A 24,243-nucleotide genomic window follows, 5' to 3' on the forward strand; every position below is an offset into this window, starting at 1 on the left:
GCTTCAGTTAAAGTGCTGTGGCAAGGATGGCTCAAATTACAAGCCATCCTTGAAGGGTACGAGCTAGCCAAGTCTCTTGAACTCTAAGATGTGATCAAGAGACAGCCGCTATCTGGTGGCTTTTTTATCTATATTGTTGAAGCTACAAGTTGCTGGCGTGGCCCAGTTGATTCCATGCTTCTTGCAACTGCACGCTGGAATTGCGCAGCGCAGGGTCGCGATGTAAGCCCAGAATTTTTATTAACGAATGGTCAATGCCACCTTGCAGTTGCCCGCCAGTGAACCAAACTTCGGTTTGGCTACCAGTCAACACTCGCTGAGGCAGTCGCCGCATGTAGGTGTGCTTACCTTTTCGCAACCCAACAAATGGCGTGTAGGTATCGATACGACCGGTCGCAACTTCAACCCACTGCAACCGCCGCAACAGAGTTTCTTCGGCATTGATGTCTTTGGTGACATCATTTTGCAACAACGGCATATAACCTAAATTCTGTCGCATCGATTCCAACAGTGAGCAAACTTCCCGTTGCGGTAAAGCCGGAATACTCACCGGCGTCACCCCAAATCGCAGCTGCCAATCGGTTTTGGTGTGTAATTGGGCAATCCGCCCACAAAGCAAGAAAAAGGCGAGCACATCGCCATCGGTCACTGAAAAAGAAAAGCTTATTTGGGGAGAAGAAAGACCGTCCCACTCAACAACTCCGCCATTCCAACATTCAAACAATGTAATCATGGTGTCACCCATATTTCTTGTCAGCTCCATGACAAATTCTCCATCCATGCAAACCTGAAGTACGTCGGCCTTTTAAATGTAGTCAAGTTCTTGCCAAAGACTATAGCGCCCCTACATTTTGTAAGGCAAATGTTACGAAACATGGACAACTTCATATTCTGACAAAAGTCGTAGGAAAAATAGCCAATTTATGCTGTCGTAAAACCTTCACATCCATTTGTTAACGTTGGCCGAGAAAAGTCAGAGGGTAATTAGATGGATACAGCAACACAAGTGGATGTAGAGCGCCGGGGGAGTCATGCCGAGGTGCGCTTAACCAAAGCCCAAGAAGTTAGCTTTGAGGCCATGCATAAACTTGGTTGGGATATCTGGTTTGTCCGCATGACCCAGCGTGGCCCGCTAGCAGTACTGTGCCGCGGCGAAGCATTGTGCACGGTTGACCACTTAGGCAATGCCAGCTTCACACCAACCATCAATTTGCGCAGCAAAGGCTAGCCCGTCAGGCACGATCAACCGGGAAAGCGATGACCTCGGAAATATCGCTTACACCTAGTTTCAGCATTAGTAGTCGGTCAATACCCAAAGCAACACCGGCACATGCCGGCAGTCCAGCATCCAAAGCCGCCAGAAAGCGGTCATCTATTGGCGGTATTGGCAATCCCTGAGCTGCTCGCCAGGCACAGTCTTGCTCAAACCGACGTCGCTGCTCTGAGCCATCTTGCAGTTCTCGGAAACCATTGGCTAACTCAATACCTTTGAAATACAACTCAAAGCGATCTGCGATTCTCGGATCGTCATCATTTAATTGCGCCAAAGCTGCCTGAGAAGCCGGAAAACCAAACACAAAGATCGGTCGAAGCTGGCCAATTTGTGGCTCAATGACGATGCTGAATAGCAATTGCAACAGCGTGTCTTTGTTTGTTTCGCGAGCCGCTAACTCCTGACAACTGGCAGGTGCAACCTGCTGCAACTCAGCAACGCTGGCGGTCAGCGGGTCGATACCTAAGTAATCAATAAACGCCTGCTGATAGCTCATGCTGTCGCAACCATCACATGCCAAAACGAGTTGCATCAATTGACTAATTTCGGCCATCAAATCGCGATGATCAAAATCAGGGCGATACCACTCCAACATAGTAAATTCGGAGTTATGGAAGCGGCCTAGTTCCTCGTTGCGAAACGCTTTGCTGAGCTGATAGATAGCCCCCACGTCGGCACACAACAAACGTTTCATATGGAATTCGGGGGAAGTCGACAAAAACAGAGGCAACTCTGGCGTCTGTCCCGGTGCCACCAAATGAGTGACAAACGGTTGCAAATGAATATCGGTCACCGATGCCTGCGACATGGCCGGGGTATCGACTTCCAACACCTCTCGTTCAGCGAAGAACTGACGGATGGTGGTTAACATATTTGCCCGCGCGATCAGCGCCTCGCGACTGGCAGTCGGGCGCCAGTTTGGTGGTAATAGTGTGTTCATCGTTGATTACTAAGGTTTAGATTCCAGCTACCATGGCGACCGGAGCAGTCGAGCGACTCAGCACCGCATAACGCCGAGGTGGCAACATCACTTGTAAATACCGGCCATGGCTTTGCACTTGTCCTTTTCGCCCGAGAACCAAGTGCCAATTGAGATCGCCATCAATCTTCACAGCTTGCGGCACCTTGCCTCGGTTGATCAGTACTTGTACTTGCTGTTCGGGCAACTCTCGGCGAAAGCCGAGCACATCTTCGGGCAGATCACGATCGAAGCTTAAACGGCCCGTTCGAAGCGGTTGATATTTATGGCGCAGCTGTACCACTGAGCGGACAAAATCAAGCATTGCTTGATCGACGAGCTCAGGTTGGTGCCAAGGGTAAGCGCCGCGGCAGTATGGATCATCCTCGCCCGTCATCGCAATTTCATCACCATAGTAAATACAAGGTGCGCCAGGCATGGTCATCTGAAACAAGAAAGCTTGTTGCAGGGCGTAACGGTCTTCGCGCAATATCCACAGCGGCCGTGCCATGTCGTGACTACCCAGCAAATTGAATTGAACCTGAGTGACCTGCCAGTCTTGCGCCGCAACCATGTCTTCTATTGCTGCCATAAAGCTATTGGTATCAATTGATTGCAACGGCAAATTGTTCTTGTGGTAATCGTCTCGCAGGGCCTGATAGCCAAAATAACTCAGGGTTAAACTACAAAATTCATAGTTCATCGTGGCATCGAACATGTCACCTTGCAGCCAGTGGGTGGCACGTTGCCAAATTTCTCCGCAAATATAAGCGTTTGGGTTGATCGCTTTGACCCGTCGGCGAAACTCGCGCCAAAACTCATCATCGTCAATTTCGCCGGGCACATCCAGACGCCAGCCGTCGATACCAAACTTGAGCCAATATTCAGCAACATCATATATGTACTTGCGAACCCCAGGATTCTGAATATTGAACTTAGGCAATGCCGGAAGTCCCCACCATGATTGGTAGTTGGGTGGATTCGACTCATCCGCATGATAGGGCCGCAACGGCCAGTCATCGATCAAAAACCAATCTAAGTACGGCGAATCTTGGCCGTTTTCCAAGATGTGATGAAATGCCCAAAAGCCCCGACTGGCATGATTAAAGACACCATCGAGCACCACTTTTATGCCACGCACATGGGCTTGGTCGAGAAGTGCTCGCAATGCTTTATTGCCACCGAGCAAAGGGTCGACCTCAAAGTAGTCATAGGTATGGTAGCGATGATTGCTCGCTGAACTGAAAATGGGGTTCAGATAAATAGCATTAACGCCCAGTTCCACGAGGTAGTCTAGGCGGTCACAAATGCCATACAGATCGCCACCTTGATAACCCTGTTCGCCAGGACAAGAACCCCAAGGTTTTAGTTTGATTCCAGCGGGTAAGTGGTCGCCGCCAAAGCGAGCAAAGCGGTCGGGAAATATCTGATAAAAAACGGCGTGTTTAACCCACTCGGGCGTCTCGATCATGGCCTGCCTCGCAATCCGTTAACGGTTGGCACTAGCTTGGCTGGTATAACCAAAGGCAGATAGTTGATGGTGAGCTATCGACCCGCTAGTGCTGTGATTTGTTCAACATAGTCAGCGACGGCAAGTTTGTCAGCCTCGCTCACTGTTGCAAAACGTTCGGCCAGTTGTTGGGTGGTTTGTAAAAGTTGAAGCATGGCTTCTTTTTGTTCGGCGGTCATATTGGGATCGTTTTTTATGTCAGCAATCTCTTTGCTGAAATCCTCTTTGACCGATGCCTGTTGTATCGCCCCGTAAGCCAGCATAATTTGCTCGCCCACTTGCGACCATTGCGGCGCCGAATCAAAACCATACTTGGCTAGTACCGCCAACATGCTCTGATATAGCGCTGTATTGGTGACATCTTGATTGCTACCAGAAAAAAACGTTTGGGCATCCAGCGCAAGCAGTTCATCTTGGTGGTTTGCAGACCATTGTTGGATTGCTTGATAACTCGCCAGCCATTGGCCCACTTGATTTTTTGACAGATCAGCAGCAGACAGCTGAAAACTAACAATGAAAAACAAGGTAGCGACGAACTGAACAAATCTCGACATGCTGTTTCCTTCAATGGCCGGCACAGCGCTCTGGCTCAGAGCGCTGGTTCGATACGAGCTGGTAATTATTTAACCCGAGAAACGTACTCTGCGCTGCGGGTGTCAACTTTGATCACTTCACCAATTTGGATGAACAAAGGCACTCGAACAACAGCGCCAGTGCTCAATGTAGCAGGTTTACCACCTGTACCGGCGGTATCGCCTTTCAAGCCAGGATCGGTTTCAGTCACTTCTAGCTCGACAAAATTTGGTGGTGTCACCGAGATCGGCGAGCCGTTCCACAAGGTTAACGTGCAAACATCTTGCTCAACCAACCACTTTTCATTGTCGCCAATTGCTTTCTCATCGGCAGCCAATTGCTCGAAGGTGTCATTGTTCATAAAGTGCCAGAACTCACCGTCATTGTAGAGGTACGCTAGCTCCACATCCATCACATCGGCCGCTTCCACGGTTTCACCTGACTTAAAGGTTTTTTCCAGCACCTTGCCGGAAATAAGCTTACGAATCTTAACGCGGTTAAACGCCTGACCCTTTCCAGGTTTGACAAATTCATTCTCGATGATGGAGCAAGGTTCGCCATCTAACATTAACTTCATGCCAGAGCGAAACTCATTGGTGCTAAACGTAGCCATGGATACCTCAAATCAGGTTCAAAACGAAAACGCGCCAATCATACAAGAAATCTCGCCGCCTGGCAGCTATTGGCTTGCATTAGTCCCACATCAGTTTTAAGGTTCGCGTCATGAAATTGACCCAAGCCTCAGACATCGCCAATCAACCACCGTGGCAATGGCAATTAAAACACGCGATCAGCAGTCCTGAAGAATTGCTCCAACGGCTAAGTTTGACCGAATCTGAGGTCGGCAGCGGAGCCGCTAGACGACTGTTCCCACTGCGAGTACCGCAAGCATTTGTTGATAAAATGGCCATTGGCGATGGCAATGACCCTTTGTTCAAGCAGATCTGGCCTGCCGATGCCGAATTTCACCAGGTTGATGGCTACCTCACCGACCCGCTGCAAGAGCACGATGCCGCAGTTCCTGGCTTAATTCACAAATACCACAACCGTGTATTGCTGCTGGTCCGTGGCGGTTGTGCTGTTAACTGTCGCTATTGTTTCCGTCGTCACTTTCCTTACGGCGACAACAAACCAACCGAACACCACTGGCAAGACGCTTTGGACTACATCGCTCAGCGGCCAGAGATCAAAGAAGTGATTTTTAGCGGTGGCGATCCACTGATGGCCAATGATCAGCAGCTCAGTGAGTTGATTGGCAGAATTGAGCGCATACCTCACGTGACACGATTGCGCATTCACAGCCGGTTGCCGGTGATGATCCCAGAAAGACTGACAACGGAATTGCTCGCTCGACTCAGCAATTCACGGTTAAAGCCGGTGATCGTTCTGCACATCAATCATGCCAATGAAATCGACCAGCGTTTAACCGATGCCTTAGGGCCATACCAACAGGCAGGTATTTGGCTACTCAATCAGGCCGTGCTGCTGGCTGGGATCAATGACAATGTCGATACATTAACTGAATTGAGCGAAGCCTTGTTTCAGGCAGGTATTCAACCTTACTACCTGCATGCATTTGATCCTGTCGCCAATACCGCCCATTTTGATGTCGCCGATACCCAAGCCAAACAGTTAATGCAGCAACTATTAACACGATTACCCGGCTTCTTGGTCCCCACTCTTGTTCGTGAAATTGCCGGCCAACCGAGTAAAACCCCTCTCGATATTAGGAGCACCCAATGACCTCAACCAACCAACAACAAGTGATTGCTCGTTTGCAGGAGGAGTTAAAAGCTCTGTACCGGAAGTGTGTCGATGCCGACCAAAAGTTGAGCCAGTTTCGGACTCAGGGAATGGGTAAATTCAGCGCATTGTTTGGCACTGACTCACCGTTTGATGTGCAAGCAAAAACGTTCAGCGACTATTTGGCTGAAGCGGCTGCGGACTTAGATAAGTTAACTCAGTTACCTGAGCAACCGGCCCAGCAGTGGCAAGATCACCTCAACCAACTATTAATCAAGTTGCAAGCAATCCACCAACTGCTGGCGCGCTTTAAAGCCATCTAACTGAGTTAGGGGCTGTTAGTGCTGCCAGTTCGTCACATTAAAGGCGTCTGGTAGCCACTCGCGCAACTTACCGGACACATCACCAACAAAACAGACTCGGCTGCGATCTGCGACTTTCGCCAACGCTAACTTAATCTCATCGATCAAGGCTTCGCGGCTATTTGAACTCAACACAAACATCTCAATACCTTCTCGGGTATCGGCATCGATGCGGCTCAGAGCATCCAGCGCTCCAACTCCAACAGGAGTAAGTTCCACTTTATTGTCGACAACATTACCGCCAGACCAGCAGCAATAAAGTTGCTTGTTGTCGAATTTGGTTTCAAACACCATGTACGACACCTGACCTGATTCTGGGTTGTCCATGCCAAGTATGTCCAACACAGCTTCAGTACACTCGGTGCTGGCGGTGTTATCAATCAGCTCACTTGAAATCATAATTTTCTCCGATTGTTGAGGTGTCAAAAAATCACCACAAGCGGAGATAAACAAGATCCATACCAATCTAAATGGTCAATAGAACAGAGTAATAGGTTCTATGCGAATAGTCAGAATCTCGTAGAATAATCGGCTAAAGGCTTGTTAGCTGGCTCTCACTCTCGTTGAACAGCCATTGACAGCTCAAATGATAACGGTAACATTTCGCTGAAATTAGGTTACTTGGTGTCGAATAATGAAGTTTTTAAAAACCATTCTGCTAGCCACTACATCTGGCTTGCTATCGCTTTCAACAATGGCAACTCCTGTCATCGACGGCAAATATACGCCGAAAGATGGTAAAACCCTGATGATCATCGGTCAGGAGCTAAGTGCATTACGTGGCTACCAGCAGAGTAATTGCTGCCCCACCCCAGGCGGAGTCACCACCTATTTAGGAATCTACAAACTAAATGATGACAAGCAAACTTTTGGCGGCATTGGCTTTGACAACGACCTCAAAGAAGACAAGCGCGAAGCTGATTGGGGCGGCGGTCCTTCCAACGCGCTGACAACCATTAAAATGTTCCCTAATTCAGCGTTGGCAATTGGCCTTTCGATGACCGAAGCGGAGCAAGCCAATGGCTTATCCATGTTGGTCGAAGGTAAATTTGATGCCAGCATCAAGAAGCTGGCAACCCTGATCAAAATGCACCCACAACCTGTGTTCTTGCGCATCGGCTATGAGTTTGACGGCGCTTGGAATCAGGGGTACCACGACACCAAAAAGTACATCGCGGCATATCGCTACATTGCCGATATGGTAAGAGCAGAAGGCGCCGATAATGCAGTGATGACATGGCAAGCTTCATCATCGCCAGCAGACGACACGATTGACGGCGGCATCGAAGATATTCGCAACTGGTATCCAGGCGATGACTATGTTGACTGGATGGGCTTGTCTTGGTTCCTGCGCCCCGATCAGCAAGGCGGCAACAAAGACATCCCATCAACCCAAATTAGCTTAGCGGATGAGGTACTTGTGTTTGCCCGCGAGCGGAACAAACCGGTTTTGATTGCCGAAGCATCACCGCAGGGCTATCACATTGGCGATCTATACACAGCCAATATCGGTCCAGTTGTTGATGGTCCTGCAGGTGAGAATCGTCAGGCCATTACTGCGGCACAAATATGGCAACAGTGGTTCGAACCGTTTTTTGATTACGTCCGCAGCAATAATGATGTCATTCGTGGTGTTGCTTACATCAACACGCACTGGGATTCACAGCCAATGTGGGGCACGCCATATAATTCAGGTTTCTGGGGAGATTCTCGCATCGAAGCAAACCCTGAGATCATGAAAAACTGGCAACAAACGATGGCTGAGCCCATGTGGTTACATGGCGGAGAGGCGCTCAAACAACAACTACACTCTGCCAAATAGGTAATCGTCAAGGCGTCTATGGCAATGCAATCCGTGCTACTGGCCAACGAACATTTGCGCGTCATGGTATTGCCGTTAGGCGCCCGCATTCACGGCATCCAAGTCAATCGCGGCGAAGGTGACTGGCAACAAACGGTCGTCGGCTATGACAACCTTACTGATTATCAAGCCGATACCAGCTACCTCGGTTGCACTGCAGGGCGCTATGCCAATCGCATCGCTGGCGCTATGTTCGAGCTTGATGGCCAGAGTTACCAGCTCGAAGCCAATGAGGGTGCAAACCTACTTCATGGCGGTATCAATGGCTTTCACAATCAACAGTGGCGAATCATTCGGCAACATGACACCGAGCTAACGTTGGCGTATCACTCGGCCGATGGCGAAGCCGGATTTCCTGGCAATCTAGATGTCTTGCAAACCATTTCATTAGTCGATAGCGAAGTACATATTAAATACTGGGCTAGTGCTGATAAGCCCACTGTGGTGAACCTAACCAATCATTGCTACTTCAATCTTGCTAAGCACCAAGATACACGCCAACACTGGTTGCAACTGCGAGCCCAACGATTTGTTGAAGTAGCAGATACTGGCATCCCAACCGGCGCCCTGTTGAAGGTTGACGACACGCCATTCGATTTTTCGACATCGACAGAAATTGCTAAACAACTCAGCAGTCACCACCCACAGTTAGCTCAATTCGAAGGCTTCGATCATAATTTCGAAATACACAAAAACAAGCATTCAGCGTTGCAGGACGTTGCAGTGCTCTATGCGCCAGATACCGACTTGTCGCTCGTTGTCGCAACCACTCAACCCGGATTGCAGTTTTACAGCGGTCAGTATCTTAGTGCGCCATTCCAGGCTCACCAAGGGATCTGCTTGGAAGCACAGCAATTCCCCGACGCTCCCAATCAACCTAACTTCCCAATAACTCGAGTCGACCCGCACTCGCCATACCAACATAGCATCGTCTACCGCTTTGCGGTCGGACATGTCATGCTATAAATCGATTTCAACGCACAAGGAATTAATCGCATGACCACACCATTTCGCTGGGGCTTAATCGGCCCGGGCCGCATCGCCCATCGATTCGCCCAAGGATTGCAACATCAAGGCTGTGGTGTGTTGCAGGCTGTCGCTAGTCGCAATGTGCAGCGGGCAAGCGAATTTGCCGAGCAATATCAAGCGCCTCGCTACTATGACAACTACGCCGAATTACTGGCCGATGATGAAATCGATGGTATTTACATTGCTACGCCACATAACTTTCACTTCGATACTGCCAAGGCTTGTTTGGAGGCAGGTAAACCTGTGCTTTGTGAAAAGCCTCTCACGGTCTCTGCAGCCCAGACCGAAACACTGATTGAGCTGGCCCAACGTAACAATACTTTCTTGATGGAAGCATTGTGGACACGAATGCTACCTGTCTATCAGCAAGTGAGAAAATGGCTTAATGCCGAGCTAATCGGAGATGTCCGCTTGGTACAAAGCAATTTTGGCTTTTGCATCGATCGCGATCCAAATGACCGCCTGTTGAATCCAGATTTAGCCGGTGGCGTGCTCCTCGATATGGGCGTTTATAACTTGTCGATGAGCGACTGGGTGTTTGGTCGTGGGCCGGAAAATGCGCAGGCCACAGGTCTTGTAGGTAACACAGGTGTCGACGAGCTGATGGCAGTCAACCTCGACTTTGGCGATCAACAATACGGCCAGTTTGTGTGCAATTTCGTCAGCAAAACCGAAAACCACCTGACCATTTATGGTAGCAAGGGCCACATCAAAGTTGAGCAGATGTTTTGGGATACCACGCAGGCATCAGTAGTGGTGGGAGAACAACAAGTTGATCATTTCGACCAACCATTTGCCGCCAGTGGTTTTGAATATCAAACCATGGAAGCAGAGCGCTGTATTCGTCAGGGATTACTTGAGTCGCCGCAAATACCACATCAAACCACTTTGCGAACCATGAAAGTCATGGACCAACTCAGACAGCAACTCGGTTTGATCGACTAAGCTCAGCGACAGACACTTCTGCCGCGTCCTTGCCGCAGAAGTGTAAAACTCAGGCCTATTAACTAGCTTGCTCTGCCTCGTGCATTTGCTGATGCACTTCGGTCATGCGTTCATCGGTGAGCTGATAGAAACTCATGACTAAATACATCAACGCACCAACAATCACGCCTGAGCCAGCGAAAACAATCATGATGCCAAATAGTGCATCTTCGGTTTGTGCTTGATTAGCAACATAGCCATAGTATGACAGCAGCCAGCCTGTCAGTGCGCCACCTACCGCAAGACCAAGCTTAATCACCAACAGGTGAGCCGAGAACGACATCCCCATGATTTTCTTGCCAGTTTTCAGCGAACCGTAGTCGGCGGTGTCAGCCACCATAGAAAAGTTAACGGGCACCACAATCATCTGGCAGAAACTCGCGCCGACAAATGCGGCGTAAGCTACCCAAGCATATTTACCTGGAATCAAAAACAGTGCCGCATGAGTCAGTAAAATCAATACACAGCCAATGCGAAACAACTTGACCTTACACATCCGCTGGCTGACGAAGTTCGTTGCCAATGCGCCGACTAAGGCTGCGACCATTCCAGATGTCAGGAAGAAGCTGGTCAAATCCTCACGCTCAAGCACGTAGGTCAAGTAATAAGGTGCCGCAGCACTGCGCATCGCCGTCAGAATCAATAAGAAAAATGCCGCGCTAACAACCAACATGAATGGGCCATTGCCACGCAGAGACCAAAGATCTTGTAGCAGGTTGGTTTTACGCTCATTGACCGGTGGCGATACGCGTTCTTTGGTACTGAAGAAACACAACAAGAAGCAGGCCACAGCCAACACCGACAATGTGCCCATGGCATATTGATAACCAATTTCGCGGTTGCTTTCTGCGCCCCCAAAGAATTCAACCAACGGCATAAATGAAGCAGTGACAATCGCGCCACCAGCCATCGCCATGGCAAAGCGATAGGATTGGATCGAGGTACGCTCTTTGACGTTTTCAGTTAACACACCACCAAGTGCCGAGTACGGAATGTTGATGGCTGTGTAAATGGTCATCAACACGGCATAGGTCACATAGGCCCAAACCAGTTTGCCACTATCACCGAGGTCCGGCGTAGTAAATGCCAATACGGCTAACACTGCATAAGGAATACAGGTATATAGAAGGTATGGGCGATAGCGTCCCCAGCGGGTGTTGGTTCGGTCGGCGATACCACCCATGATTGGATCGGTCACCGCATCGAATAAACGAACCACCAACATCAAAGTACCGACCGCAGCAGCAGAAATACCGAACACGTCGGTATAGAAGATCATCATAAAATTGATGACGACCTGAAAAACAATGTTACTGGCGGTATCACCCAAGCCGTAACCGATTTTTTCCTTTAAGCGAATCATAATGAGCTCACCATCTCCTGCGACTAACACTGAAGCAGGAACAAGTATTACCAAATGTTAGCGGTAACACTAGCTGTAAAACGAAGAGCTGTCACCTGATTCCCAGTAAAACTGAGAGGCTTGTCAGAATTGACTAAGCCGATGACAGCTCAATGTTTAGCCAACCGAACGTTGACTGATGGCTTCATTTTTAGTTCGAAGTGACTCGCGGCGCACTAACTCAAAGTCAATTACGTGACGATAGTCCGAACGACGAAGCGTTCGCTCGTTGTTTAGCTTGCCAGAACGAATGAGTTCTATTGCCGCTTCAGCCATTTCAGCAATCGGCTGGCGAATCGTGGTTAGCGGCGGCCACAGGCTGGATGCCAATTCAACGTCATCAAAACCAACAACCGAGACATCCTCCGGAACACTCAAGCCATGGATGTGGGCGGCGGAAGTCACGGCAGCAGCCATATCATCATTACTAGCGAAAATCGCTGTTGGGCGGTTACCTAAGCCGAGCAATTTAGTGGCCGCTTGCAGCCCTGACTTATAGGTGAAGTAGCCCTGTTCGATATACTCAGGTGGACAATTAATGCGGTTGGAGCGCAATGCATCTAAGAAGCCTTGATAACGCAATCGGCTAGCACCCTGGTTGGGGTGACCAATGATAAAAGCAATATCCCGGTGGCCCGCTTGAATTAACTCATTGGTCATTTCGTAGGCCGCTTGATAGTCATCCATGCAAACGTATGGCGACGCTTCCAAATCAACGTCCGGCGCAATTCGAACAAACGGCGTACCGCTTTGCTTCAAGGTATCGAGCACTTCCGGAATGTCGCACAAAGGCGGTAACAGAATGACGCCATCAACGCGGGTAGTATTCACAAAATCACGGGTCATTCGGACCTTATCTTGCAAGCCGCCCTGACATTCATCAACCACCATGTGGTAGCCCGAAGCACGGCAACGCTTAAGTGCTCCCAATAAGAACTGGCTCACATAGCCTTGACTCGGATTGTCGTACAACAAGCCAATAAAGTAGCTTTTCGAGCCAGCCAATTGCCGAGCCGAAATGTTCGGTCGGTAGTTCAGCTCTTGGACGGCGTCCATTACCTTGGTCCGCGTCGAATCGCTCACCTTACTGTCGTGATTAAGAACTCGAGACACTGTCATCTTCGAGACCCCAGCACGCTCTGCAACATGCTGAATAGTAATGTTCTTCTGTTCTGACTTCATAACAACCGATGTCCTTTCGAAATTGCGATTCCGGATCACAGTAATGTTAAGGGTAACATTGGCAATCCTGTAAAATCGATTTCATAGCAAGTATGGGGGCTAGAATAACTCGAAACCCGACCGAATTAACACAACTTTTTAATGGTAAATCGCAATATTTTTACAAATAACCCCTATATTTCGTGCCATTCGAGAGTTTCATCATAATTTTGCATTGAAAAATCGAGCAATCGGTGGATCTGAGAAAGCTGTCGTCCTGAGTAATGTGACGGATTTGCTACACTGGCGCAGGATTGATGGCTTATCCATCAATAACCCGAGAAACCAACGGGCCGATGTTATTCGCTAACATCAATCAACAACATAAGTAACAGAATGAGGCGATGATCGAAGTATGAAGACGTTATCCGCATGGCTGTACAAAGGACTTGTTGTCACTTTAACCCTTGTTGTCGGTACTGCTTATGCCGCAGATACTATTCGCTATTTGCCGGTGAAGGAGCCAAAAGACAAATACCCGTTTGAATTGGTTCAATTTGTGCTCTCGAAACTCAACAAGACTTATGAGTACGAGCCTGTTGAATTCAAGCAAATGTCGGTTAACCGGCAAATCACTGAGCTTAATTCTGGTCAAATATCGTTCGTTAATTTCGCTACCAACGAAGAAATTGAGTCGCAGCTACGGCCGATTCGCATTCCCATACTGAAAGGGTTACTTGGTCACCGGGTGTTTATCATTCGTAACGGCGATCAGCACTTGTTTGCAGACATTGACTCCTTGGCAAAGTTAAAAGGTTTATCCGCCGGCCAAGGGCGATTTTGGTCTGACACCAATGTGCTTAAAAGTGCCGGGTTGCCGACCGTCGATCCGGTCAAGTATTTCAGTCTGTTTCATATGCTCGAAGGGGGCCGCTTTGATTATTTCCCAAGAGCAGTCCATGAGCCATTTTCTGAAATTGCATCGCGCCCCGAGCTCAATTTGGTGGTTGAACCTAAATTGATGCTGGTCTACCCATTGCCAATGTATATCTTTGTATCGAAAAACAATGAGCAACTTGCCCAGGATATAGAGAAAGGGTTTGAAATGGCTATTGCCGATGGTTCATTTGATCAGTGGTTTTTCAAGCACCCACTAATCCAAGACGTATTGGGCAAAGTCAATATTACCGAGCGCACCGTATTGCGCATCGACAATCCACATTTACCAGCCGCTACGCCCCTACATCGCAAAGAATTGTGGTTGGATACCGAGACTTTGTAGCGATAGAAAGAACAACTTCATGCTAGGTAAAGCCCTCTTATTAGAGGGCTTTTTCAGTGAAAGAACTATCAGTATCGTTGCAATGTCGACTATCAGGAGAGCCAAAATTCTGAAGTAACATAGCGCCCAGCGCTATTTTGATAGTTTCGGTCGTACACTCGGTTCGACGAACTTGATGTGAGGGTGAGTTCATTTTTGTAATCAAAGCTGAAGTCATCGGATAAGGAGTAGAGCTGAAACACTTTATCTTCGAAAGAGTCAAAATGGTTTGAATGAACTTGAATATTTCGATACCAAAGAGTCAAGCCAACAACTTTAGAAGCATCCGACAACCCTCTAAAAGTATTACCTTGCAGCAATAAACTGTCGTTGCTGAAGTTATTCGAATTCTGGGCCTCATAGTCATAGATGCTGATAGCGACGCCGCCGGTTATGACGTTGTCTATCAGTTGTGTTACCGCATGGCGCTCTTCTAAAGCATTGCTGGAGCGGATATACAAACTGTTGGCAGCGGATAACTGAATATGATTTCCTTCTAAGCGTAAAAGAGAAACATCTTGCCTTTGCATAACGCTAGAAGAGGAATCTCGCCCGCAGTAAAAGCGATTGTTTCGAACATGAACCTCTGAGGCCTTCAGGTAGTTCCAGTTAAATCCACCCCGAGAAAGCTCCCCATCGAACCCAAACTCATTGTCCTCAATGACGACAGTTTCAGTCATCGCGGGCGCCACTGGATCACCAACTACATATAAGCCGCCATGAAATTTGTTACCTGATATGGTTACACCACCACTTCGACTTCTTAAAGTATCGTCTGGATACCAAACGATCGAAGACCCCATAAGTGATGACGAAATAGGAGACGAGCTGCTACTTATTTCCATATTGTTCGCAACAACAGTGTTGAGAGATTTGTTTAACTTAATAGACGGATAAATGTCTGGTAAAACCGCGGCTTTGTTCGCATCAACTTCGTACTCGGAGATGTAGTAGCTTCTTGAAACCTCGAATACGTTGTTGCTAATTTGATTTCCGACCGGCAGTTCACTTGCTCTCTCGAATATATCAACTCCCTTGAAGTTTGGACTATCTGGTCGAGCGAAGCCTAAATCTTCGATTAGATCTTTCAGGTATACATCGGATTGGTGCAAGCCTTCCTGTTCTTGTATGGCAGCTTGAAAGATATACGGGTAGCTAGGTCCAAACGCTGTGGTCGGCTTCATTCCTGAGATAAAATTATAGCTTGCGGTATTACGGCTTGCTCCTTTGTCAAACTCCACCGCTGTTCCACTGCAGTTGTAAAAACCACAACTGGTAACGATGTTGTCGGTGTTGGATGGGCCAGCAAATTCTATGGCAGAGTAACCCGCATTGCGAAACTGACACCTAGAAATAAAGCAGCCTTTGTTAGCGACATCCTGCTCCCTGTTTTCGCCAAACAAAGAATTTACATAACGCTCGAGTGAGGCTGAATCCAACCAGCTACAGCGCTGACTACTCTCGTGATATGGGAATACAGGCTTACCCAACTGCTCACAACTATCTACATCTATATCATACTCAGTGTTGGTCCATAACACGCTAAACGGCGCTTCAAATCTTATGCAGAAAGGGTTTTGGCTACCATCTCTTCGAGCAGCATCAAAGTCACAGTTTTCAATAGTATGATTGACGTTACCAAAAACATCTCCAATCAACAGTTGTATTCCCAACAAACTACCTTCGAAACTACAGTTAGAAATTTTGCACCTTTGTGATTCTCTCAAAACAATCGCGTTATCAAAGTCGACGAATGAAATGCCTTCAATATGAATATCATAGCTTGCACCCAATACAGAACGATTGGATTCGACACATTGACTGGATAACGAGGGACATTGTTCAATCATATCTGCGCGTGTTTCAAAACGAGTCATCAACAGTCTGTACTGCGCACCTTTAGGCTGCTCGCAGACAAGGATCGACTTTCCTTTCCCTGCTCCACGAAGCTTAAAAGTAGGGGGTAACCTGAATGGGTATTGACCCCGAGAATTGTTTTCTATTTCTCCAATAGTGAGCGTTGCATCAGGCAGTTCAATAATTGGACGGCGTTGAGAAGGGTCAGCCTGCCAGAGTAAATAGGCTTCATCAAAAGCCCGTTGTAAATCCAAAGAATGGTTATTTGATGTAAGGGTCACTCTGATGATATCCGGATGGTCGGCCACTTCAGACGCCAAAGATGGCATGACACATAGCGTTGATGAAGCTGCAAGCAAGCCAGCATTCTTAATAAAATCTCGCCTTTTCATTTAGTTATAATTCCATTTAAGTATTTCAAAAGAACCTAACGGATGAGCAAAGATTATTCAATCCACGAACTTAGGTGTACATCTAAAATCTCTAATAAAGTCTGATTGGACGGGATATGAACTTTTATTCAAGACCTCCTGCTACATCCTTGTTTTGGTAACGTCATCGCAACATTTAACAGTCTCAAATAGGAAAAAAAAGGGGACATCAAAGATGTCCCCAAACTCATCGCGAAACCTAAGTTTCGTCACACAACACGGCTCAAAAAGGCCTCTAATGAAATGAGTCGCAGTGGCACAGCAATCATTTACTGAGGCAAATTTGAAACGCTATGCCGAAGCACAGCGTTGATTCTTCACCTTATTTGCAAAGAACTTTGTTCACTACGTTTTCTAGGTATTCTTGCTTACCAGAAACGTGTGCAGGATCGATTTCGTTGTCGATTGCATATTTAGCAATGCTTTCCAGTGATTGGTCACCAGCAAGGATGCTCTTGCCGAAATCTTGACTCCAACCAGCATAGCGATCCGCAACGTTTGCACCCAATACATCGTTGTCCAACAACTCAGCGGCTTTCTCTAACGAGTAAGCCAGAGTATCCATGGCACCAACGTGGCCGTGGAAGAAGTCTGCTTTATCAACAGATTGGCGACGCAGCTTAGTGTCGAACATACAGCCACCGGTGGTGAAACCACCTGCTTTCAAGATGTCGTACAGAACTGGTGTCCACTCTTCAACGCTGTTAGGGAACTGGTCAGTATCCCAACCCAACTGGTAGTCGCCGCGGTTGGCATCGATAGAGCCGAACAGACCCAAAGAAATTGCAGTGGCAATTTCATGCTGGAATGAATGTGTCGCCAGCGTCGCGTGGTTCACTTCGATGTTAACTTTGATTTCATTTTCCAAGCCAAACTGCTTCAAGAAACCATAGACAGTCGCAGTATCATAATCATACTGGTGCTTAGTTGGTTCAGCAGGCTTAGGCTCAATCAACAGTGTGCCGTCAAAGCCAATCTTGTGCTTGTGCTCAACAACCATCTGCATGAAGCGTCCCAGTTGCTCGCGCTCTTGACGCAAATCAGTATTCAGCAGCGTTTCGTAACCTTCACGACCGCCCCAAAGCACGTAGTTTTCACCGCCCAAATCTTTGGTGGCATTCATCGCAGTGAAGACTTGAGTCGCAGCATAGGCGAAGACTTCTGGATTCGGGTTAGACGCAGCACCGCTCATGTAACGTGGATGAGAGAAAGCATTAGCTGTACCCCACATCAACTTCATGCCAGTTTCTTCTTGTTTCTTGGCCAAGTAGTCCATCATCACGCCCATGTTGGCGATGTATTCTTTGATAGAGTTGCCAGCTGGCGTCACGTCGACATCGTGGAATGAGTAGTAAGGCACGCCCAGTTTAGTGAAGAATTCGAAAGCCACGTCTGCTTTTGCTTTGGCCATTTCCATTTCATCACCAGGTTGCAACCATGGGCGATCGAAAGTGCCAGCACCAAAAATATCGAAGCCGTTCCAGCAGAAGTTGTGCCAGTAACAAGCGGCAAAGCGCAGGTGCTCTTTCATTGTGCGGCCAGCAACGACTTTGTTCTCGTCGTAGAAGCGGAACGCTAGTGGGTTTTCAGTCTCAGGACCTTCGTATTGGATTTTGCCAATACCTTCAAAATATTCGCTCATGATTAACTCCAGGTGATTTGGGTCCAAAGTCTTTGGACGCGATTCGTGAGGCTATATTGGTTTGCCGGGCTGGTTCTCGCAATTACGTTATTTGAGCGTATTGTTGTGTAATTTTTTATTTCTGTGCTGAGTTCACAAAAATTCGCACAAAGCCACTTGTGGTGGGCGTTTCATGGCTGTTACCAATGATGAATATTCGTAAAAACCAGCCAAAAAAGTTGGTAAATAACATAAATCAACAAGCCGGAATAACGGATTTTGTTCGTCGCTTTGGCCACTCACCTGAAAAGCCCCGTGAACTGTTTGGAAGCTAGCTATCGGCGAGTATCGGTGCGTCAGCCAGCATGGAAGCTGGCTGCCGAGCGCCCCATGGATGGGCTTGCAGCGTCAGCGATAATTGCTGATGGCTGGCTTCTTCTAAAAGTAAGGCGAATTAGTTGGTTCTAGCTTAGATTCTTAACTCATTGTCGAGCGTTGGCTTCACTATCAAGATCAAAAAGCCCAGCGCAACGCTGGGCTTTGCAAGTGTTAGCAAACCGCAATTAGAACAAATCAGATGTGCGCTCGTAGAGCTTGCGGAATGTTTCACGACGTTCTTGATACACTGCCACTTGCTCCGCTTCTGGAGTATGGGTTTCCACCAACTCAGGCACCGGGCAAATCTCAGCCATATCCAACTCTGGGTTCATCGCCAAGCGAGCTAAGCGGGCTGCTCCCAGCGCGGGGCCCACATCACCACCTTGGCGATAGACCAGCGTTTGATTAAGAATATTGGCCAGCATTTGACGCCAGTTTTGGTTACGAGCACCACCACCAATCAAGCTGACTTCGTCAGGCTTCACACCAGAGGCATGCAAAGCATCAAAGCCATCAGCAAAGGCAAAACCTACGCCTTCCAACACGGCACGAGCCATCGCCGCGCGGTCAGTTTCATGGGTTAAACCGAAGAACATACCTTTGGCATTCGGATTGTTATGCGGAGTCCGTTCACCAGACAAATACGGTAAGAAGTACGGATCGTCTTTCTGTGGGGTGAAACGCGAAACTTCCTCAAACATTTCCGGCACACCAGTTTTACCAGTCACGCTGTCTAACCAAGCGTTACATGCGGCAGCACTCAAATGCACAGACATCAAGTGCCAGGTATCAGGCAATGCGTGACAGAAAGCATGCACCGCAGAGTCGGGGTTGGCGTTGAAGCCATCGCTAACGGCGAAGTACACACCGGAAGTACCTAACGACAACATGGCTTGACCTGGTTTGGTCAAACCGACGCCAACGGCACCAGCAGCATTATCACCACCACCAGCAATCACTGCGATCTTGCCCAAGCCCCAGCGTTCTGCAAGCTCTTCAGATAGGTAGCCGGTGACTTCACTGCCTTCGAACAACTGTGGCATTTGCTCGCGAGTCAAACCACAAGCGCTGAGCATTGGTTCACTCCAATCGCGCTTGCCAACATCCATCCAGCTAGTGCCAGCAGAGTCGGACATGTCAGAGGCGAAATCACCAGTCAGTTTGAAGCGCAGATAATCTTTCGGCAGCAAGACCTTGCTAATTTTTTCGAAAACATCAGCTTCGTGGCGCTTGACCCACAGTAGCTTCGGCGCAGTAAAGCCTGGCATGACAATGTTACCGGTGATATCGCGAGCTGCTGGAACTTGTTGTTCGATCAACTCACACTCTTCAGCACAACGGCCATCATTCCATAAAATCGCAGGGCGTAGCACTTCGCCATCTTTATCCAACAGCGTCGCACCATGCATTTGGCCACTCATGCCTATCGCGGTCACTTGGCTCAAATGGCCACCAGCTTTGAGCGAATCAACGGCTTGCACCGTGGCATCCCACCAATCTTTTGGATCTTGTTCGGACCACAATGGATAAGGGCGAGAGATCGGCAACGCCACGGTTTCGGACGCCACCACCTGATCTTGGTCGCTCAGAACGACCACTTTTACCCCGGACGTACCGAGGTCAATACCAATGTACATGCTGTTCTCCTTTGAGAAATCTGTTCGCTCAGTTAGTTCGCAGCGCATTAGTATTGGCAGACCACCAACCTAAGACCCAACTGCGGTTTTATGGTTGGCAATCGTGGTCGGCAATAGCTTTTTAATCAATGATGAAATTTATTAGTCCCTATTCTCGTTTTTGGTCATTGTGAATTGTCTCACATTGATTTCGAGGCTAGCGTAAAGGTATATGTGCCCGTTAACATCAGGGCTGTTACCTTGCCTGTAGTAACTCGAAGAGGTTTGAAGTGTTCTCCAAGCGATATGGCATTACGTTGCTTTTCAACGCCAACAAAGTCTATGACCGCCAAGTCATTGAAGGCATTGGTGAGTATTTGCAAGCATCACAAGTCGACTGGGACATCTTTTTTGAAGATGACTTTCGTTGTCGAATCGATCGTATTCGCGACTGGATGGGGGACGGCATCATTGCTGACTACGATGATCCAGAAATCGTTGCCGCCACCAAGGACTTGGATATTCCGGTTATTGGTGTTGGCGGTTCTTATCATGATCCCAACAAGTACCCTGATGTTCCCTATGTCGCCACTGACAATGCCGGTTTGGTGAAAGCAGCCTACGAGCACTTGCGTGAAAAAGGTATTGAGCAGTTTGCTTTTTATGGCTTGCCCGAATCACCTCAGATGCGCTGGGCTCACGAGCGTGAGCTAGCATTCAAAGACTTGGTAAAGGCAGATGGCTATAAAGGTGAAGTTTATCGCGGCACGTTGACCACGCCAGAAAACTGGCGTTATGCCATGAATCGCTTGGCCGATTGGCTGCAACGACTGCCTCATCCAATCGGCATTATCGGCGTCACCGATGCCCGCGCTCGTCATTTGCTGCAGGTATGTGAGCGCTTAGGCATCATCGTCCCCGACAAAGTCGCTGTCATCGGTATTGATAACGAAGACTTGGCGCGCTACCTCACTCGGGTGCCACTTAGCTCGGTCAACCAAGGTTGCAAAAACATGGGCTATGAGGCGGCCAAATTGCTACATCGGCAACTACGAGATAAACCTGTTAAGCAGCAGCGGATCTTGATCCCGCCACAAAGCGTGGTCGAACGCCAATCAACCGACTTCAAAGCACTGAAAGATGCCTATGTCATTCAGGCCATGCACTTCATTCGCCACAACGCTTGTAAAGGAATCAAAGTCGATCAGGTGCTCGATTTTGTTGGAGTTTCTCGTTCCAACTTAGAAAAGCGCTTTCGTGATGAACGAGGCCACTCGATTCACACCGAGATTCATGAATCGAAGCTGCAACGAGCGCAACAGCTATTGCGAAACTCTGAACTACCAACGATAGAAATTGCCAATCTATGTGGCTATCCGTCGCTACAGTACATGTATGCGGTGTTTAAGAAAGACTTGGGTCAAACACCGAAGGAATACCGCAACAATCGCGGTGATGGCAGCTTAGATCCCGATGATACCCAGGACGACGTGATACTCAACGATGATGACTAGATCAAGCTGAACCTGCGCTGAATCAAACGGTTAATCAGATTGAACAAAGATTAAACTAGGTCTAACCTCTAGCTATCAAACTGTAAGGTTAAGGGGTCCAGAATGTTAAAGCAGGTTCGTACGATTGTTGTTGCTGGTGTATTGTCGCTGACGTCATTTGCAGCCCTAAGCGCATCCATCACGCTTAAAGACGGCCGCGTGATTGAAGGTAATGTGGTGTCACAGCAGGGCGATGAGTTGGTGATCGACAGCAATGGCATTGAAATTAAACTACCTAAGTCACAAGTCCAAAGCATCGACATGACAGGCTCTGCCAGTACTCCTGCTGCCGCCCCTGCACAACCTGCTCAACAGCCAGCCGCTGCTCCTGCACCTCAAGCCCAGCAGCAGCCTGCTGTCGTTCCAGCGGGAACGTCGTTTACCATTCGCACCACGCAAACACTGTCAACCCGCCAGAATGGCAGTGGTCAGCGCTTCAGCGGAGTTTTGGAAGCAGACTTAGTCGCGAGCAACGGTACCGTGATGGCACCACGCGGTGCCCAAGTTTATGGTCGTGTTGTTGGCTCGCAAAACTCAGGACGGATGACAGGCACCGCAGCCATGTCGTTGGAAATCACTGAAATCATGGTAAATAACCAAATGAAAGCGGTAGTCACCCAAACTGTCAATGCGACTTCAGGACAAAGTGAAGGCCGCCGAACACTGGGCCGCACAGCTGGCGCAGCAGCAATTGGTGGCTTGATTGATGGCAGTGACGGAGCAAAAACCGGTGCTAAAGTCGGCTTAGGAGCCTCGATATTGACCCGAGGTAACGCCGTTGAGATCCCCAATGGCACCTTGATGGACTTCCAACTGCGGGCACCATTCCAAGGTCTGTAATACATTAACCCCTTGTTAGCAGCCGAACTAACTCTCGCGTTGGTTCGGCTGCTTCATTTGGCATCACCGCCCAATACCAGCAATAGCACATCACCCGATACAAACAACGCGCATCGCCCAGCTGGGCATCTGCCACTTTAACGCCATATAACTGCTCGATCGCTGCTTGCAGCTTGGGCCAGTCCGTCGTTGACACTAAACCACTCAGTTGCAAGCTCGCTAGCTCCAACGGCATTTCGCTCAGCGCTAGGTACTCAAAGTCCACCAAGTATGCTCGCTCAGATGTCATCAACACATTGCCTCGATGCCAATCGAGAAAAGATGGAATGACTGGCCAATAGTACTGATGTAGTTGCGCGAGCGCTTGCTTGCCGAGCTCAACCACTGATTCAAGCTCGATATTGAGCGGCGCAACTTGATCGGTGGACAGCGACGCCATGGCCTGCCGCGCCTGCTGGACATAAATATCGAAGCGCTGCTGTTGATTCATCATCCGAGTGACCGGCAATGCTGCAACGAGGTCAATCATCTCCATAATTTGTGGTAACGAAGGCTGCTCCATCGGTACATCTTCAACGTACCGAGAGATGAAATATCGCTGCTTCTCATCAATAAACAAAAGCTCTGGAGTAAGCCCTTGCTCACTTGCAACCATCAGGTTACTAAGTTCATGGCTGCGCTCAATCCACGGCTTACGCAACGGCCGATAGATTCTCAGAAACAAAGCTGAGCGATCTGCCAATTGCAGATGAAAACTATGATGACTTAAACCTTGTTGTAACTGCCGACAACTGCGCAGTGGGCCTAGATTAGCCTCCGCCGCGCAGTCTGCTGGCGTTAGTTGTTCAAGCAAACTGGGCACGCGCTGGTTGCCATAAACGAGTACGCCATAGCCAATAGCTGACCGCAGCTAGTACCACGTAGCCAACAAACAACATGCTAGTCAGTACCAAACCTTTATCCAGATAGAGATAGATAGAAGCAATATCAATCACCACCCAATACAACCAGTTTTCCAACACTTTGTAAGCCAGCATGAAAGTGGTCACCACAGCGAAGCAGGTGGTAGCTGAATCAAGATATGGCATCGCCGCGTGGGTATGAGTCGCCATCAGATAGCCGGCAATGACGGCAACGATGGCGGTGATGATAATCACCAGAGCATGACGTTTAAGGGGCCAACTGTGGACCTCAACTCCTTCATTCTCTTGTTTGCCACCCCAACGCCATTGCCAATAGCCATAAACCGCCATGACCATGTAAAACACATTGAGTACTGATTCCATCAACAACGCAACGTGCCAAAACAACAAGGTGTAAATCAAGGTGCTGGCAAAGGCTGCGGGCCAGCACCAAAGGCTGGCTCGCATGGCTAAGAGCAAATAAGCAATGGCCAGTACCACGGCAATAGCCTCCCAACCAGTCATCACTGACAGCTCGCCCCAAGCGGTACTCAGCGCATCATTCATCCGTGTGCTCCAGATGAGGCTTGGCCTTTGCCAAAGTTATCCTGATAGTCAAGATCACGCTCGCCCGGCAAGAACTTACAAACGAATACCGCTTGGCCAAATCGCTCATGCGCCGCCTTCATTTCCGTACTCAGCATGACCATCACTTCATCATGGGGGCCACAAATTTGAGTCGCCAAGGCGTTGGTTGTGCGTTTGATATTGGGATAGCTTGCCAAACGCTCAATAAACCAAGTGATGGGGGTAATGAAATCATCCTTCAGCGGATACATCGAAATATCAACGGTCAACATGAGCAAAC

The 24,243-nt window shown here is 48.5% G+C and carries 23 protein-coding genes; 9 read left to right on the top strand and 14 right to left on the bottom strand.

The annotated features are described in order from the left end of the window. Positions 1-142: 142 nt before the first annotated feature. On the bottom strand, positions 143-763 hold the full coding sequence (locus tag CBE68_RS00005) for a hypothetical protein (protein WP_143824441.1): 621 nt from the start codon (positions 761-763) through the stop codon (positions 143-145). A 225-nt stretch (positions 764-988) separates the two neighbouring features. Here CBE68_RS00005 and CBE68_RS00010 point away from each other — a divergent pair, with 225 nt between their 5' ends. Next, a complete protein-coding gene (locus CBE68_RS00010) occupies positions 989-1,228 on the top strand; it encodes a hypothetical protein (RefSeq protein WP_087504017.1) in 240 nt (79 codons plus the stop codon). Positions 1,229-1,232: 4 nt separating this feature from the next. Here CBE68_RS00010 and epmA read toward each other — a convergent pair whose 3' ends face one another. The 4 genes from epmA to efp form a co-directional block, all read right to left on the bottom strand. Continuing rightward, positions 1,233-2,213 (bottom strand): elongation factor P--(R)-beta-lysine ligase, encoded by a 981-nt coding sequence (gene epmA / locus CBE68_RS00015; protein ID WP_087504018.1) that lies wholly within the window; start codon positions 2,211-2,213, stop codon positions 1,233-1,235. A 16-nt stretch (positions 2,214-2,229) separates the two neighbouring features. Continuing rightward, positions 2,230-3,702 carry a glycoside hydrolase family 13 protein gene (locus CBE68_RS00020; protein ID WP_087504019.1) on the bottom strand — a complete coding sequence of 491 codons (1,473 nt, stop codon included), beginning with the start codon at positions 3,700-3,702 and terminating at the stop codon, positions 2,230-2,232. A gap of 74 nt (positions 3,703-3,776) precedes the next feature. Beyond that, a complete protein-coding gene (locus CBE68_RS00025) occupies positions 3,777-4,295 on the bottom strand; it encodes a hypothetical protein (RefSeq protein WP_087504020.1) in 519 nt (172 codons plus the stop codon). A gap of 65 nt (positions 4,296-4,360) precedes the next feature. After that, the gene (efp, locus tag CBE68_RS00030; protein ID WP_087504021.1) at positions 4,361-4,927 is read right to left on the bottom strand and encodes an elongation factor P; all 567 of its coding nucleotides are present in this window, start codon (positions 4,925-4,927) and stop codon (positions 4,361-4,363) included. 110 nt (positions 4,928-5,037) lie between these two features. On the opposite strand from efp, the gene epmB reads away from it, so the two are divergent. Both epmB and CBE68_RS00040 read left to right on the top strand, forming a co-directional pair. Beyond that, a complete protein-coding gene (epmB, locus tag CBE68_RS00035) occupies positions 5,038-6,057 on the top strand; it encodes an EF-P beta-lysylation protein EpmB (RefSeq protein WP_087504022.1) in 1,020 nt (339 codons plus the stop codon). Then, entirely contained in the window at positions 6,054-6,380 is a 327-nt protein-coding gene (locus CBE68_RS00040; protein WP_087504023.1) for a hypothetical protein, read from the top strand. The genes epmB and CBE68_RS00040 overlap by 4 nt, the downstream gene beginning before the upstream one ends. Positions 6,381-6,395: 15 nt before the next feature. Here the strand turns inward: CBE68_RS00040 and CBE68_RS00045 are convergent, their stop codons facing one another. Beyond that, positions 6,396-6,818, bottom strand: a complete 423-nt coding sequence (locus CBE68_RS00045; RefSeq protein WP_087504024.1) for a hypothetical protein — start codon at positions 6,816-6,818, stop codon at positions 6,396-6,398. Positions 6,819-7,053: 235 nt separating this feature from the next. Here CBE68_RS00045 and CBE68_RS00050 point away from each other — a divergent pair, with 235 nt between their 5' ends. Genes CBE68_RS00050 through CBE68_RS00060 form a run of 3 tightly spaced genes read left to right on the top strand, consistent with a single transcriptional unit; the run spans position 7,054 to position 10,254 of the window. Further along, positions 7,054-8,241: a glycosyl hydrolase gene (locus CBE68_RS00050; protein WP_087504025.1), complete on the top strand. Its 1,188-nt coding sequence runs from the start codon at positions 7,054-7,056 to the stop codon at positions 8,239-8,241. 18 nt (positions 8,242-8,259) lie between these two features. Then, a complete protein-coding gene (locus CBE68_RS00055; RefSeq protein ID WP_087504026.1) occupies positions 8,260-9,246 on the top strand; it encodes an aldose epimerase family protein in 987 nt (328 codons plus the stop codon). Between the two features lie 30 nt (positions 9,247-9,276). Next, entirely contained in the window at positions 9,277-10,254 is a 978-nt protein-coding gene (locus tag CBE68_RS00060; RefSeq protein WP_087504027.1) for a Gfo/Idh/MocA family protein, read from the top strand. A 58-nt stretch (positions 10,255-10,312) separates the two neighbouring features. Here CBE68_RS00060 and CBE68_RS00065 read toward each other — a convergent pair whose 3' ends face one another. Together CBE68_RS00065 and CBE68_RS00070 are read right to left on the bottom strand one after the other, a co-directional pair. Beyond that, positions 10,313-11,656: an MFS transporter gene (locus tag CBE68_RS00065; RefSeq protein ID WP_087504364.1), complete on the bottom strand. Its 1,344-nt coding sequence runs from the start codon at positions 11,654-11,656 to the stop codon at positions 10,313-10,315. A gap of 156 nt (positions 11,657-11,812) precedes the next feature. Then, positions 11,813-12,877, bottom strand: a complete 1,065-nt coding sequence (locus CBE68_RS00070; protein ID WP_087504028.1) for a LacI family DNA-binding transcriptional regulator — start codon at positions 12,875-12,877, stop codon at positions 11,813-11,815. Positions 12,878-13,271: 394 nt separating this feature from the next. Here CBE68_RS00070 and CBE68_RS00075 point away from each other — a divergent pair, with 394 nt between their 5' ends. Further along, positions 13,272-14,138 carry a substrate-binding periplasmic protein gene (locus CBE68_RS00075; RefSeq protein ID WP_087504029.1) on the top strand — a complete coding sequence of 289 codons (867 nt, stop codon included), beginning with the start codon at positions 13,272-13,274 and terminating at the stop codon, positions 14,136-14,138. A 92-nt stretch (positions 14,139-14,230) separates the two neighbouring features. Here the strand turns inward: CBE68_RS00075 and CBE68_RS00080 are convergent, their stop codons facing one another. The 3 genes from CBE68_RS00080 to xylB all read right to left on the bottom strand — a co-directional run bounded on the left by CBE68_RS00080 (position 14,231) and on the right by xylB (position 20,101). Further along, positions 14,231-16,426 carry a right-handed parallel beta-helix repeat-containing protein gene (locus tag CBE68_RS00080; protein WP_087504030.1) on the bottom strand — a complete coding sequence of 732 codons (2,196 nt, stop codon included), beginning with the start codon at positions 16,424-16,426 and terminating at the stop codon, positions 14,231-14,233. Between the two features lie 361 nt (positions 16,427-16,787). Next, positions 16,788-18,107, bottom strand: coding sequence for a xylose isomerase (gene xylA / locus CBE68_RS00085; RefSeq protein ID WP_087504031.1), 1,320 nt, complete (start codon positions 18,105-18,107; stop codon positions 16,788-16,790). Between the two features lie 542 nt (positions 18,108-18,649). Then, positions 18,650-20,101 carry a xylulokinase gene (xylB, locus tag CBE68_RS00090; protein ID WP_087504365.1) on the bottom strand — a complete coding sequence of 484 codons (1,452 nt, stop codon included), beginning with the start codon at positions 20,099-20,101 and terminating at the stop codon, positions 18,650-18,652. Between the two features lie 269 nt (positions 20,102-20,370). On the opposite strand from xylB, the gene CBE68_RS00095 reads away from it, so the two are divergent. Together CBE68_RS00095 and CBE68_RS00100 are read left to right on the top strand one after the other, a co-directional pair. Beyond that, positions 20,371-21,594 carry a XylR family transcriptional regulator gene (locus CBE68_RS00095; RefSeq protein WP_087504032.1) on the top strand — a complete coding sequence of 408 codons (1,224 nt, stop codon included), beginning with the start codon at positions 20,371-20,373 and terminating at the stop codon, positions 21,592-21,594. A gap of 102 nt (positions 21,595-21,696) precedes the next feature. Next, complete coding sequence (locus tag CBE68_RS00100) at positions 21,697-22,473, top strand: hypothetical protein (protein ID WP_087504033.1); 777 nt, start codon at positions 21,697-21,699, stop codon at positions 22,471-22,473. Between the two features lie 4 nt (positions 22,474-22,477). Here CBE68_RS00100 and CBE68_RS00105 read toward each other — a convergent pair whose 3' ends face one another. From CBE68_RS00105 to CBE68_RS00115, 3 genes are read right to left on the bottom strand one after another with little or no spacing between them, the layout of a single operon-like run. Beyond that, on the bottom strand, positions 22,478-23,335 hold the full coding sequence (locus CBE68_RS00105) for a protein kinase family protein (protein ID WP_158100452.1): 858 nt from the start codon (positions 23,333-23,335) through the stop codon (positions 22,478-22,480). Beyond that, entirely contained in the window at positions 23,319-23,942 is a 624-nt protein-coding gene (pnuC, locus tag CBE68_RS00110; RefSeq protein WP_087504035.1) for a nicotinamide riboside transporter PnuC, read from the bottom strand. The genes CBE68_RS00105 and pnuC overlap by 17 nt, the downstream gene beginning before the upstream one ends. Then, a complete protein-coding gene (locus CBE68_RS00115; RefSeq protein ID WP_087504036.1) occupies positions 23,939-24,235 on the bottom strand; it encodes a hypothetical protein in 297 nt (98 codons plus the stop codon). Before CBE68_RS00115 ends, pnuC begins: the two co-directional genes overlap by 4 nt. Positions 24,236-24,243: the final 8 nt, after the last annotated feature.

It is taken from the genome of Neiella marina, from assembly GCF_002165625.1.
In the GTDB taxonomy this organism is placed as follows: domain Bacteria; phylum Pseudomonadota; class Gammaproteobacteria; order Enterobacterales; family Neiellaceae; genus Neiella; species Neiella marina.

What these genes read in the sequence shown, in the direction of transcription:
- xylA (WP_087504031.1), bottom strand. Translation starts at nt 18,107, where the DNA reads ATGAGCGAATATTTTGAAGGTATTGGCAAAATCCAATACGAAGGTCCT.
- CBE68_RS00060 (WP_087504027.1), top strand. Translation starts at nt 9,277, where the DNA reads ATGACCACACCATTTCGCTGGGGCTTAATCGGCCCGGGCCGCATCGCC.
- xylB (WP_087504365.1), bottom strand. Translation starts at nt 20,101, where the DNA reads ATGTACATTGGTATTGACCTCGGTACGTCCGGGGTAAAAGTGGTCGTT.
- CBE68_RS00045 (WP_087504024.1), bottom strand. Translation starts at nt 6,818, where the DNA reads ATGATTTCAAGTGAGCTGATTGATAACACCGCCAGCACCGAGTGTACT.
- CBE68_RS00065 (WP_087504364.1), bottom strand. Translation starts at nt 11,656, where the DNA reads ATGATTCGCTTAAAGGAAAAAATCGGTTACGGCTTGGGTGATACCGCC.
- CBE68_RS00050 (WP_087504025.1), top strand. Translation starts at nt 7,054, where the DNA reads ATGAAGTTTTTAAAAACCATTCTGCTAGCCACTACATCTGGCTTGCTA.
- CBE68_RS00115 (WP_087504036.1), bottom strand. Translation starts at nt 24,235, where the DNA reads ATGTTGACCGTTGATATTTCGATGTATCCGCTGAAGGATGATTTCATT.
- pnuC (WP_087504035.1), bottom strand. Translation starts at nt 23,942, where the DNA reads ATGAATGATGCGCTGAGTACCGCTTGGGGCGAGCTGTCAGTGATGACT.
- CBE68_RS00100 (WP_087504033.1), top strand. Translation starts at nt 21,697, where the DNA reads ATGTTAAAGCAGGTTCGTACGATTGTTGTTGCTGGTGTATTGTCGCTG.
- CBE68_RS00080 (WP_087504030.1), bottom strand. Translation starts at nt 16,426, where the DNA reads ATGAAAAGGCGAGATTTTATTAAGAATGCTGGCTTGCTTGCAGCTTCA.
- CBE68_RS00020 (WP_087504019.1), bottom strand. Translation starts at nt 3,702, where the DNA reads ATGATCGAGACGCCCGAGTGGGTTAAACACGCCGTTTTTTATCAGATA.
- efp (WP_087504021.1), bottom strand. Translation starts at nt 4,927, where the DNA reads ATGGCTACGTTTAGCACCAATGAGTTTCGCTCTGGCATGAAGTTAATG.
- CBE68_RS00025 (WP_087504020.1), bottom strand. Translation starts at nt 4,295, where the DNA reads ATGTCGAGATTTGTTCAGTTCGTCGCTACCTTGTTTTTCATTGTTAGT.
- CBE68_RS00055 (WP_087504026.1), top strand. Translation starts at nt 8,260, where the DNA reads ATGGCAATGCAATCCGTGCTACTGGCCAACGAACATTTGCGCGTCATG.
- CBE68_RS00010 (WP_087504017.1), top strand. Translation starts at nt 989, where the DNA reads ATGGATACAGCAACACAAGTGGATGTAGAGCGCCGGGGGAGTCATGCC.
- CBE68_RS00040 (WP_087504023.1), top strand. Translation starts at nt 6,054, where the DNA reads ATGACCTCAACCAACCAACAACAAGTGATTGCTCGTTTGCAGGAGGAG.
- epmA (WP_087504018.1), bottom strand. Translation starts at nt 2,213, where the DNA reads ATGAACACACTATTACCACCAAACTGGCGCCCGACTGCCAGTCGCGAG.
- CBE68_RS00070 (WP_087504028.1), bottom strand. Translation starts at nt 12,877, where the DNA reads ATGAAGTCAGAACAGAAGAACATTACTATTCAGCATGTTGCAGAGCGT.
- epmB (WP_087504022.1), top strand. Translation starts at nt 5,038, where the DNA reads ATGAAATTGACCCAAGCCTCAGACATCGCCAATCAACCACCGTGGCAA.
- CBE68_RS00075 (WP_087504029.1), top strand. Translation starts at nt 13,272, where the DNA reads ATGAAGACGTTATCCGCATGGCTGTACAAAGGACTTGTTGTCACTTTA.
- CBE68_RS00005 (WP_143824441.1), bottom strand. Translation starts at nt 763, where the DNA reads ATGGAGCTGACAAGAAATATGGGTGACACCATGATTACATTGTTTGAA.